Raw genomic sequence first — 12,561 nt, 5'->3', positions numbered from 1 at the left:
TTCTGATATTTTTATTAAGCATTAAACAAAATGTTTGATAAGAGTAAACAGAATATAGCTTTTTATTTTTTTAAGACCATAAATTATAGTTATGATGAAAATTAAAATTTTTCACTATAATTTTTTGAAAAGGTGAAATTAATGGATATAGGTAAAAAAATTAAGAATTTACGTATCATTAAGCATTTAACACAAGAAGAATTAGCAGAACGTACTGACTTATCAAAAGGTTATATATCACAAATAGAAAGTCAACATGCATCGCCAAGTATGGAAACCTTTTTGAGCATATTAGAAGTATTGGGCACGGCTCCCAGTGATTTTTTCAAAGAACCACGAACAGAAAAAGTGTTATATAAAAAGGCATCACAAGTTACTTATGATGAATATGATAAAGGATATATATTAAATTGGCCGGTTACACAATCTAATGAATTTGAAATGGAACCATTATTACTAACGTTGAAAGGAAATGCTTCATATAAAAACTTTGAACCTTCAGAATCAGATACTTTTATCTATTGTTTAAAAGGGCAAATTACTTTGAAATTAGGTGATAATGAGCACCATGCTGTAGAAGGCGATGCGCTTTATTTTAAGGCTAACCAGTTACATAGATTAATAAACCCAACATCAGAAGAAGCTCAAGTGATGATAGTCGTTACTGCTTCTTATTTATAGGAGGATATATACATGGAACCTTTATTATCTTTCAAATCTGTAAGTAAAAGTTATGATGATTTACAGATTTTAGACAAGATTGATATTGATATAGAGTCAGGTCATTTTTATACACTACTTGGACCATCAGGTTGTGGTAAAACTACCATATTAAAACTCATTGCTGGCTTTGAGGCTGCAGATAATGGAGAGATTATTTATCAAAACAAGAAAATAAACCAAACACCGGCAAATAAACGTAAAGTAAATACAGTATTTCAGGATTATGCGTTATTTCCACACCTTAATGTTTATGACAATATAGCTTTTGGATTAAAACTTAAAAAAATGAGTAAGTCTGAAATTAAAAGGAAAGTTGAAGAAGCTTTACAGCTTGTGAAATTAACAGGGTATGAGACACGCACAATTGATGGTATGAGTGGTGGTCAAAAACAACGCATAGCAATTGCACGAGCTATAGTTAATGAGCCTGAAATACTATTATTAGATGAATCGTTGTCTGCACTGGATTTAAAGTTACGTACACAAATGCAATATGAGTTAAGAGAGATACAATCCAGATTAGGGATAACGTTTATTTTTGTAACTCATGACCAAGAGGAAGCCTTGGCTCTTAGTGATTATATCTTTGTTATGAAAGATGGTAAAATTCAACAATTCGGCACACCAACTGATATTTATGATGAACCGGTCAATCGCTTCGTGGCAGACTTTATAGGAGAATCTAATATTGTTGAAGGTACAATGATTGATGACTATTTAGTTAATATTTATGGTCAAGATTTTGACTGTGTTGATATGGGCATAGCTTCTCAGAAAAAGGTTGAGGTTGTTATAAGACCAGAAGATATTAGTTTGATAGCAGCTGCAGAAGGTTTATTTGAGGTCACTGTTGATTCGATGCTATTTAGAGGAGTTCACTATGAAATTAATTGTATAGACAGAAAAGGCTATGAATGGATGATTCATTCCACTAAAAAAGCAGAAATAGGAAGTAAAGTTGGCTTGTATTTTGATCCTGAAGCGATTCATATTATGGTCCCAGGAGAAACTGAAGCAGAATTTGATCAACGTATCGAAAGTTATGAGGAGCATAACCATGCGTAAAATAAACAAAGTCTTATTCATTCCTTATGTGTTATGGATGATACTATTTATTATAGTTCCAGTACTTTTGCTTGTCTACTTCTCCTTATTTGATTTACACGGGCATTTCAGTTTTGACAATTATAAGCAAATTCTGACATGGAAATATTTTCGTATGATTTGGGACTCAGTAGTTTTTGCAGCTGTTATCACACTCATTACATTGTTAGTTAGTTATCCAGCTGCTTATTTTATTAGGTCCTCAAAATTCCAAAATTTATGGTTATTGATATTAATCATACCTACATGGATTAATTTACTACTGAAGACCTATGCATTTATTGGGTTATTGAGTCATGATGGTATTATCAATCAAATGTTAAGGTTATTACATTTACCTGAAATTGATTTATTGTTTACTGTTCCTGCGTTTTTAATTGTAGCAAGTTATATTTATATTCCATTTATGATTTTACCTATTTTTAATAGTATGAAAGACATTCCTAATAATATATTACAGGCATCTAGTGACTTAGGCGCAAGTCCGTTTACTACTTTTAGAAAAGTAATACTTCCATTGACTAAGCAAGGTGTATTAACAGGTATTCAAGTAACGTTCATTCCTGCATTATCATTGTTTATGATAACGAGATTAATTGCAGGAAATAAAGTAATTAATATAGGAACTGCGATTGAAGAGCAATTTCTTGTAATTCAAAATTACGGTATGGGTTCAACGATTGCGCTGTGCCTTATTATATTTATGGCGCTAGTCTTGATTATTACTAATACTAAATCTTCGAATGGAAGAGGGTGAAACAAGTGAAATGGTATGGTAAGTTATATATCTACATATTAACGGCAGTATTGTATATCCCGATTATATTTTTAATGCTTTATTCCTTTAATTCTGCAGGTAACATGATTCACTTTGAAGGATTTACATTGGAACATTATCAATCTTTATTTAATAATGAACGTCTCATGGCAGTTATTTTTAATACAATTGCTGTTGCTTTATTAGCAGCAGCCTTTGCAACTGTGATTGGTACGATGGGTGCAATTGTTTTATTTCATCTGAGAAATAAAAAGTTAAAAGTTTCATTATTAACATTAAATAATGTATTGATGGTTTCATCAGATGTTGTTATCGGTGCGTCATTTTTAATTATGTTTACGGCTATTGGCCATTTTACAGGTCTAGGACTTGGATTCACGACTGTGTTAATTTCTCATATTGCATTCTGTATACCAATCGTTGTCATCATTGTTTTACCTAAACTTTATGAAATGAATGATTACACACTAAATGCAGCGCGTGATTTAGGCGCAACTGAATTCCAAGTATTAAATAAAGTAATGTTACCGCATCTGATGCCTGCAATCATTGGTGGTTTTTTTATGGCCCTCACATATTCACTAGATGACTTTACTGTAAGTTTCTTTGTGACTGGTAATGGATTTAGTGTATTATCAGTAGAAGTTTATGCTATGGCTAGAAAAGGCATTAGCATGGAAATCAATGCTATTTCTACAATATTATTTGTAGTCATTATGTTAAGTATTTTTGGTTATTATTTCATCCAAAATATGATGAAACATAAAAAGCAAGTGAAACGAGGTATACAGTAATGAAGCGATTCTTACAATTAATCATAGTTTCAGTTGTTGTTGGATTGATATGTCTGTTTATCAGTCATAAGTTTACAGCGAAAGACCATTCAAAAAATGGTGAAAAAATTTATGTTTATAATTGGGGAGAATATATTGATCCTAGTTTAATTAAAAAATTCCAAAAGGAAACAGGGATTGAAGTAATCTATGAAACTTTTGATTCTAATGAAGCTATGGAAGCAAAAATACGTAACGGTGGCACACATTACGACGTCGCTTTTCCTAGTGAATATACTGTTCAAAAATTAAAAAGACAAAATATGTTATTACCAATAAATCATGATAAGATTCCTAATATCAAAAATTTAGATTCAGATTATATGAATATGTCTTTTGATAAAAATAATCAATATTCATTGCCATATTTTTTTGGAACTGTAGGAATTATCTATAATAAAAAAGCATATCCTAATGATAATTTTGATTCTTGGAATCAATTATATAATAAAAAGTATAGTAATGATGTATTATTAGTAGATGGTGCAAGAGAAGTAATAGGTTTAGCATTGAATAAATTAGGATACAGTTTAAATGATACGAATTCACAACACCTAGAAAAAGCGGAAAGAAATTTAAGACATTTAGGTCCGAATGTTAAAGGTGTCGTAGGTGACGAAATCACTATGATGCTAGAACAACATGAAGCGAATATTGCTGTTGTGTGGAGTGGTGTTGCTGCTCCTATGGTTCAAGGTAGTGATGAATTTGATTATGTTGTGCCTAAAGAAGGCTCGAACTTATGGTTTGATAATATGGTAATACCTAAAACTGCTCAAAATAAAGCAGGCGCATATAAGTTTATGAATTTCTTATTGGACGCACAAAATAATAAGCAGAATACAGAATGGGTTGGTTATGCAACACCAAATAAAGCAGCAAGACATTTACTTCCAGATGAAGTGAAAAATGATGAACGCTTTTATCCATCACAAGAGTCACAAGAAAACTTAGAAGTATATAGAGATTTAGGAAAAGAAACATTAAGTGAATATAACGAAAGATTTTTAAATTTTAAAATGTCATTAAAATAAATCTAAGTTAGTAGTTATTTTAGCGTATTTTCGCTATAATAGTTTGAAAGCATTATAAGGAGTTGTATAGACATGTCAGGAGAGCAATATACTCAAGTTAGACGTCCTGTGAGTCGACTAGCAGAAAAAGTATTAGGTTGGTTAAGCTGGGTATTTTTATTATTACTAACCATTATTACGATGTTTATTGCACTAGTATCTTTTAGTAGTGAGACATCAATACAAAATTTAGAAACTACATTAAATGGGAATGATTTTGTTCAGCAAATTTTAGCTAATAATAGTTTGAATACGACGCAATTTGTGATTTGGTTACAAAATGGTGTGTGGGCTATTATCGTTTACTTTATTGTGTGTTTATTATTATCATTCTTAGCACTTATCTCAATGAATATTAGAATGCTGTCAGGGTTTTTATTCCTCTTAGCTACAATAGTTACGTTGCCGTTAGTGTTATTATTTGTTCCGCTGATTATTCCAATCCTATTTTTAATCGTAGCAGTTATGATGTTTGCACGTAAAGATAAGGTGGAAACGGTGCCTACTTATTATGGTGAAGGTTACCAAGGTCGTTATTCAGAATATGAACAACAAGCTGAACCAACACCGCAATATTTAGAGAGAGAACATACTTCTGACGTTGAACAACAAGCGAGAAAAGAGAACCAACTAAGAAGAGGTGGCTATTCTTCTGAAGTAGCAGAAAAAGTGAACTCTGATACTCAAGAGGCACATGAAGGACCTCAAGTACTTTCGAGACAAGCGAAATACAATTATAAACATAAAAAACAAACTGAAGATGACCAACAACAAACAGATGAATTTGGTCCAGTAAGCGATGTTTATGATGAAAATGGAGAAGCAGTTTCAAATCAAAATCAAACTGGAGTTGATAATACAACTACAGAGTATGATGAACAAGCTGAAGCAGAAGCTGCACAGAGAAGACAAGAAGCGTATGAAGAAGAGCAACGAAGAAAGCAGGAAGCATACGAAGAAGAACAACGTCGTAAGCAAGCTGAAGCAGAAGAAGCGGCAAGATTGAAACAAGAGAAAGCAGAAGAAAAAGCTCGTATTAAAGAAGAGAAGAAAGAACGTAGAAAACGTGAGAAAGAAAGACGCAAACAACAACCAAGTGCAGTAAATCAGCGCAGACAAAATTTTGAAGAACGTAAAAAAATGACTTCACAAACTGTTGATGATACGGCTGAACATGATAGTAAAGAAACATCTGAATCGGACAACTCTGAAGACAATAAATGAGATACAAATATTTTAAAATGTGCTATGAGATATGCTAGTTCATTTGAAACTTAAAAAAGGAGCGAGACTGATGTCTCACTCCTTTTCTTTATTTCGTTTATAGTTCTTGGAAAGTCTGTATAATTAAGTATATATTTAATAAACTTAAAATAATGATTAAGATCCAAGATATGATATTAACCCACGATTTATTTTTGAATTGTCCCATTAAACTATAATCATTTGTTGAAAGTTGTAATGGAATTAATGAGAATGGTAGAGCTAAGCTTAAAAATACTTGTGAGAATACTAGTAATTGTTCCATTTTTGCTTCATTGCCTTTAAAGATAATTAAACATAATATGATTGGTAGTATTGCAATTGAACGAGTAATTAATCTACGTAACCAATTTGGTATTTTTAAATTTATAAAACCTTCCATCACAATTTGACCGGCCATTGTCCCTGTTATTGTAGAATTTTGGCCAGAAGCTAGTAATGCGATAGCAAAAAGCGTACTCATAATTGCTCCTAATGAAGCTCCTAATATAGGTTGGTTTTGTAAGGCATTGAATAAGTCATAAAACCCACCAAGTTGTTCAGAATTGACACCAAAGAAAAGAGCGGCACCTAGTACTAAAAGTAAGCAGTTAACCACAAAAGCAATGGACAATTGAATGTTTGAATCTATAGTTGCATATTTAATTGCTTGCGCTTTAGATTTAGTACTTTTACGATCATACATCCTTGATTGAACAATGGATGAGTGTAAATATAAGTTATGAGGCATGATTGTCGCTCCAATTATACCTAAAGCAATAAAGAGTGCACTGTTATCTGTGATAATTGTCTTACTAGGTAAGAATCCATTTAATACTTCCGATACATGTGGGGAAGCTACAAAGACTTCAAAGATAAATATAACAAGCACAGTAAAAATTAGTGTACCTACAATAGCTTCAATTTTTCTAAAGCCAAATTTCATAATGAACAATAATAGAAACACATCTAAGACAGTGATTAACGCCCCCACCAATAATGGAATGCCAAAGAGTAAATCAAGTGCGATTGCACTACCTATTACTTCAGCTATATCTGTTGCGATAATTGCTAATTCTGCAATGATCCAAAATACAAAAGCGATAGGTTTATTTAAATAGTGTTTTGTTGCTTGCGCTAAGTCCATACCTGTTGCTATTCCTAACCTCACTGTCATACTTTGCAATAACATGGCTGACAGACTTGAAAGTAAAATCACGAATAGCAAAATGTAGCCGAACTGTGCACCACCTTGCATAGATGTAATCCAGTTACCAGGATCCATATATCCTACAGCTACTAGTAGGCCGGGTCCTAGATAAGAAAAAAGTTTTTGGCTAAACTTGCCGTGAGTATTGACGGAAACTGTATTATTGATTTCATCTAAACTCTTATTATGGGATTGAATAGTTTTGCTCAATACCCTCACCTCCATATACATTTGTTAACATTTCATAGATTACTCCAAAAAAAAGATTAGGTCAACCTAAACAGTGCAGTGAAAGTTATTTTATTTTTACTGAATTAATTATTATATTTAAACATATATAATAAAAATACGTAGCAATTAGGACGTGATGATTTTTAAAGCAATATAAATTTGCTATGATAGAATTAATAAAAAATAGGAGGAAGATTATGAAAAGAAAAGCTGAAAGAATCACAGCCTGGGTAGCAAATGGTCTAAGTATATTATTTTTGTTACTTATGATCCTTGTATTTTCTTTCCTAAATGTGCCAGAATTTCAAGAAACATTTAAAGAGATGAATCAGCAACAAGGTGTAGAAATGTCAATTGAAGCATTTAAAACTTCCATGATTTTCCAAGGTAGCTTTTTAATTATTTCAACGATACTAGGTATTATCGGTACATTGACTATTAAGGGAAATCGTATATTAGCAGGCTGCATTTTAATTATTGCAGCAATTACTGGTATATTTGCAGGAAACTTTATTGCACTGATATTATGGTTTGTTGTTGCTATCATGTTGTTTGTAAGAAAAGGTCCGTATGATGGGGTAAACCAAAATGACAGAGAGTTTCCTCAACATAATTTTGACGAGCAAAATAATCAGCGTAAACAAGCAGAAATTAACCCAGAAAATGAAATGAAAAAGAAAAAAGAAGATGATCCATATATTTACTAAAATCCTTTAGATAAGATAATTTTAAGTCAATCCACAAGATTTTAAGCTCTTGTGTAAGGTCAGATAACTCAATAAATTTAGAAGTGTCCTTAAAAAATGAAACCTCAAGTTAATACCACTATAATGATTGGGTACGGGACTTAAATATCTCTGACTAAAGAATGAACATCAATTTCTACTGAATATATAGAAATTGATGTTTTTTGATTGTATGAAATATTGAAGTTGCTACTGGTAGTGTAAATTGAGTCGTGTTATTAATTTTATAAATACGCCACCTCGTTTCAAAATCATGCGATGTTAATTTCATTATAGGAAAGGGGGGCGGTTTATTCTATATTAATAAACAAATTGAACCGATATAGTAACGTGTTGACCCCCAGAGGATAGTATGAGTGGAGAGGACCCCAAGCTTGGACCATAAACCAGGCAAACATGCACGAGCGCAATCGTGAAGTTTTTATATAAAAAGGACTAACCCATTCTAAAATGGATTAGTCCTTTATTTTGAGAATGAGTATATATGTCCCAAGCTCTTCTTATGCAATTACTATTTGTAATAGAATAATATAACGCAAGTATTATAGAGAAAATGACTATCATCATATTTCCATTTTTATTTGTTTATTTGTAAAATTTCAATAGATATTCAAATGTGTCTTCTAAAAATTCTAAAAATGACTTATCATTCTCAAGTACTTCAGAGCCTGGAGCTAACGTACGAGCTACGAAAAATTCACCTTTTTTAACTTCTTTAACACGTTTAAATGCTTTGTATATGTCTTCATCGGTCATTTCGTGTATGTATGTTTTTTCTTGGCTCATATGATCTAAGCTTATACTAAAATCATTTGGTAGATTTTTTAATGTTTCAAATTGATTTTCGAAAGCTGTAACTTGCTGTGCTTTATCCTTCGCCTCATGCATAACACCATACATAATAAATAATTGATTTTCAAATAGCCCTATTTGAAAATGAGGCTGCATTTTATAACCGCGTTTATTAGTTGCAAATGCAACCCATGTATCTTTAGGTGGATTAACACTTCGACGAGCGTGTTTGGCTACGTGAGGATAGAATACTTCACCGGTAGCAGTTTCTAAATATTGTGAGAAATAATCACCTAAAGCATGCAATTGTGGTCTAACATGGTTATTAAGTGCTTCCATTCTGGCATCTAAGCCATCTACTGTAAATACTTTGAAGTCTTTAGGTTTAAATGTATATTGAGTCATTTGTGCCTCCTATAATCATTATTTTTGTATGTATTGTAGCACATTATACTCTGATAGACATTTTACATGCTTCTTATTTTTTAAATAGTAAATGATTTGCTATGCATTGTGTACACTATGTTTGAACAGGGTAAAGGTAAAATATATTGAATAATCTTAAATTCACCTTATTCTTAATTCGTATAATTATTGAAATAATAAAGGTTGGTTAATATCTTTTTGAAAGTTAGTTAATGTATAATGAAGGATGAATAAGGAGCTGATACGATGACTGTCTATGAATTTGCCAAAGGTCTTATATTAGAAGCAGGAATTAATGTTAGAAAAATAATGAAAGAAGATATAAAAGTAGAAACTAAATCTAATCCTAATGATTTAGTGACAAATGTCGATAAAGCTACAGAAAAATATCTTTTTGATAATATAACGGAAACTTATCCTAATCATTTAGTGATTGGAGAAGAAGGACACGGGCATGACTTAAAAGATGAAACAGGTGTAGTTTGGGTCATCGATCCAATAGATGGTACGTTAAATTTTGTACATCAAAAAGAAAATTTTGCAATATCTATTGGTATTTATAATAACGGGAATCCATATGCTGGATTTGTTTACGATGTTATGAATGATGTGTTGTATCATGCTAAAACTGGTGAAGGTGCGTATGAAAATGGTACATTGTTACCTAAAATCGTGAGTACGCCATTAAAGACAAGTATTATTGGAATTAATCCAAATTGGCTTACAAAGCCGAAATTAGGAGAAGTGTTCAAACCTATAGTAGAGGAAGCTAGGAGTGCACGAGCATATGGCTCTGCAGCGTTAGAGATTATACATGTCGCAACAGGCAAATTGGGCGGTTATGTAACCCCCAGATTACAGCCTTGGGATTTCGCAGGTGGTTTGATTATTTTAAATGAAGTAGGAGGACTTGGTACAAATTTAATGGGAGATACATTATCAATTTATGAACCAAATTCAATTGTTATGGCCAATGCACAGTTACACTCTGAATTAATCGAACATCATTTTCAAAAAAATAACGAAATTATTGAGTTATTACAGCAGCGATTAAAAAACTAGGAATTAGTGTATATGTTATAGATAAACTTATAAAAAAAGCGTCTCAATCCTGTTTTGAGGGAATGGGACACTTAGTTATTAAATATAGTCAAAATCATTCAATTACAGCCAATCATTTTCACGATATTTCTTTTTTAATGTGAAACCGTAACCAAATGTTGCAATGAATAATATAAATGTTAAAATCATGAATGGAACATTTGTAGCAGCTATACTAAAGCTGAATAATAGCAAAAAGACAATAGCTACTATAGCGAGTACCCAGAAAATTGATTTGGATTTTTTTTGTTGCATTATACCACACCTTTATAGTTTTCTTTAACCAATTATATGATATAATAAAAAAGTTGCAAAGAAAAGTGGGAATTTACTCGAGAAAGGAAATTGTATAAAATGACTAAATTAAGAGAAGATGTGCGTAATATAGCAATCATCGCTCACGTTGACCATGGTAAAACGACACTTGTAGATGAATTATTAAAACAATCAGGAATTTTCCGTGAGAATGAGCATGTAGATGAAAGAGCAATGGATTCAAATGATATCGAAAGAGAACGTGGTATTACAATCCTTGCTAAAAATACAGCAGTGAATTATAAAGATAATCGTATTAATATTTTAGATACACCAGGTCACGCCGATTTCGGTGGAGAAGTTGAGCGTATCATGAAAATGGTTGATGGCGTTGTCTTAGTAGTTGACGCATATGAAGGCACAATGCCACAAACTCGTTTCGTATTGAAAAAAGCTTTAGAACAAAACTTAAAACCAGTAGTTGTAGTTAATAAAATCGATAAACCTGAAGCTAGACCTGAAGGTGTAGTTGATGAAGTATTAGACTTGTTTATCGAATTAGAAGCAAATGATGAGCAATTAGATTTCCCAGTAGTCTATGCTTCAGCTGTTAATGGTACAGCAAGCTTAGATCCAGAGAAACAAGACGAAAACATGCAATCATTATACGAAACGATTATTGATTATGTTCCGGCTCCTGTTGACAATAGAGATGAGCCATTACAATTCCAAACGGCGTTACTAGATTATAGTGATTATTTAGGTCGTATTGGTGTTGGACGTGTATTCAGAGGAACAATGCGTGTAGGTGATAATGTTTCACTAATTAAATTAGATGGTACAGTTAAAAATTTCCGTGTAACTAAGATATTTGGTTACTTTGGTTTGAAACGTGAAGAAGTTAATGAAGCACATGCAGGCGACTTAATTGCTGTATCAGGTATGGAAGACATCAATGTTGGTGAAACTGTTACACCAATAGATAATAGAGATGCTTTACCTGTATTAAGAATTGACGAACCAACATTAGAAATGACTTTCAGAGTAAATAATTCTCCATTCGCTGGTCGTGAAGGTGATTATGTAACATCTCGTCAAATTCAAGAACGTTTAGATCAACAATTAGAAACAGATGTGTCATTAAAAGTTACAGAAACTGATTCACCAGATAAATGGATTGTTGCCGGCCGTGGTGAATTACACTTATCTATTTTAATTGAAAATATGAGACGTGAAGGTTTCGAATTACAAGTTTCTAAACCACAAGTTATTTTAAGAGAAATTGATGGCGTGAAATGTGAACCATTTGAACGTGTACAATGTGAAGTGCCACAAGAATACACAGGTGCTGTTATTGAATCATTAGGCCAACGTAAAGGTGAAATGTTAGATATGGTAACTACAGATAATGGCTTAACACGTATTATCTTCATGGTACCAGCACGTGGATTAATTGGTTATACTACTGAATTTATGTCTCAAACACGTGGATATGGTATTATAAACCACACATTTGAAGAATTTAAACCTCGTGTTAAAGGTCGTATTGGCGGTAGAAGAAATGGTGCATTAGTATCATTAGACACGGGTAAAGCAAGTTCGTATGCACTTATGGGCTTAGAAGACCGTGGTATTAACTTCATGGAACCAGGTACTGAAGTTTATGAAGGCATGGTTGTTGGTGAACATAATCGTGAAAATGACTTAACAGTCAATGTTACGAAAGAGAAAAACCAAACCAACGTACGTTCTTCTAACAAAGATCAAACAGTAACTATGAAACGTCCTAGAACTTTAACTCTTGAAGAAGCTTTACAATTTATTAATGACGACGAACTTGTAGAAGCTACACCAGAAAATATCCGTATTAGAAAAACTGTATTAGAAAAAAATGCTCGTGAAAAAGAAGCGAAACGTATTAAACAATTAATGCAAGAAGATGAATAAAATACGAAATTAAAATAAGCATGATTATAGAGCTGGGACATAAATGTCTCAGTTCTATTTATTGTTAAAGTAATAGCGTGATATATGTTAATAAATCAGT

The 12,561-nt window shown here is 32.2% G+C and carries 12 protein-coding genes; 9 read left to right on the top strand and 3 right to left on the bottom strand.

What is annotated here, in order from left to right; all coding sequences use genetic code 11:
* Window positions 1–141: 141 nt before the first annotated feature.
* The 6 genes from ACW5YJ_RS10705 (at window position 142) to auxB (ending at window position 5,735) form a co-directional block, all read left to right on the top strand.
* Complete coding sequence (locus ACW5YJ_RS10705; RefSeq protein WP_017724150.1) at window positions 142–681, top strand: helix-turn-helix domain-containing protein; 540 nt, start codon at window positions 142–144, stop codon at window positions 679–681.
* A 12-nt stretch (window positions 682–693) separates the two neighbouring features.
* Window positions 694–1,788 carry an ABC transporter ATP-binding protein gene (locus tag ACW5YJ_RS10700; RefSeq protein ID WP_426432609.1) on the top strand — a complete coding sequence of 365 codons (1,095 nt, stop codon included), beginning with the start codon at window positions 694–696 and terminating at the stop codon, window positions 1,786–1,788.
* Window positions 1,781–2,584, top strand: coding sequence for an ABC transporter permease (locus tag ACW5YJ_RS10695; protein ID WP_017724152.1), 804 nt, complete (start codon window positions 1,781–1,783; stop codon window positions 2,582–2,584). Before ACW5YJ_RS10700 ends, ACW5YJ_RS10695 begins: the two co-directional genes overlap by 8 nt.
* Window positions 2,585–2,589: 5 nt before the next feature.
* Window positions 2,590–3,399, top strand: a complete 810-nt coding sequence (locus tag ACW5YJ_RS10690) for an ABC transporter permease (protein ID WP_457338159.1) — start codon at window positions 2,590–2,592, stop codon at window positions 3,397–3,399.
* Window positions 3,399–4,472, top strand: a complete 1,074-nt coding sequence (locus ACW5YJ_RS10685; RefSeq protein WP_017724154.1) for an ABC transporter substrate-binding protein — start codon at window positions 3,399–3,401, stop codon at window positions 4,470–4,472. Before ACW5YJ_RS10690 ends, ACW5YJ_RS10685 begins: the two co-directional genes overlap by 1 nt.
* Before the next feature lie 72 nt (window positions 4,473–4,544).
* Window positions 4,545–5,735, top strand: coding sequence for a lipoteichoic acid stability factor AuxB (gene auxB, locus ACW5YJ_RS10680; RefSeq protein WP_135092342.1), 1,191 nt, complete (start codon window positions 4,545–4,547; stop codon window positions 5,733–5,735).
* A 97-nt stretch (window positions 5,736–5,832) separates the two neighbouring features.
* On the opposite strand, the gene ACW5YJ_RS10675 is transcribed toward auxB, so the two are convergent.
* Window positions 5,833–7,188, bottom strand: a complete 1,356-nt coding sequence (locus ACW5YJ_RS10675) for an Nramp family divalent metal transporter (protein WP_171916604.1) — start codon at window positions 7,186–7,188, stop codon at window positions 5,833–5,835.
* 203 nt (window positions 7,189–7,391) lie between these two features.
* Between ACW5YJ_RS10675 and ACW5YJ_RS10670 the strand changes: the two genes are divergently transcribed.
* A complete protein-coding gene (locus ACW5YJ_RS10670; protein WP_017724157.1) occupies window positions 7,392–7,901 on the top strand; it encodes a DUF4064 domain-containing protein in 510 nt (169 codons plus the stop codon).
* Window positions 7,902–8,525: 624 nt separating this feature from the next.
* Here ACW5YJ_RS10670 and ACW5YJ_RS10665 read toward each other — a convergent pair.
* A complete protein-coding gene (locus ACW5YJ_RS10665) occupies window positions 8,526–9,137 on the bottom strand; it encodes a YktB family protein (protein ID WP_017724158.1) in 612 nt (203 codons plus the stop codon).
* A gap of 267 nt (window positions 9,138–9,404) precedes the next feature.
* Here ACW5YJ_RS10665 and ACW5YJ_RS10660 point away from each other — a divergent pair, with 267 nt between their 5' ends.
* Complete coding sequence (locus ACW5YJ_RS10660; RefSeq protein ID WP_017724159.1) at window positions 9,405–10,220, top strand: inositol monophosphatase family protein; 816 nt, start codon at window positions 9,405–9,407, stop codon at window positions 10,218–10,220.
* Between the two features lie 102 nt (window positions 10,221–10,322).
* On the opposite strand, the gene ACW5YJ_RS10655 is transcribed toward ACW5YJ_RS10660, so the two are convergent.
* Entirely contained in the window at window positions 10,323–10,514 is a 192-nt protein-coding gene (locus tag ACW5YJ_RS10655; protein WP_017724160.1) for a DUF5325 family protein, read from the bottom strand.
* A gap of 99 nt (window positions 10,515–10,613) precedes the next feature.
* Between ACW5YJ_RS10655 and typA the strand changes: the two genes are divergently transcribed.
* Window positions 10,614–12,461, top strand: coding sequence for a translational GTPase TypA (gene typA, locus ACW5YJ_RS10650; protein WP_017724161.1), 1,848 nt, complete (start codon window positions 10,614–10,616; stop codon window positions 12,459–12,461).
* Window positions 12,462–12,561: the final 100 nt, after the last annotated feature.

This window comes from Staphylococcus sp. mip270_02, assembly GCF_054031535.1.
The sequence above is the reverse complement of the archived record's forward strand: the minus strand, read 5'-3'. Positions and strand labels throughout refer to the sequence as shown.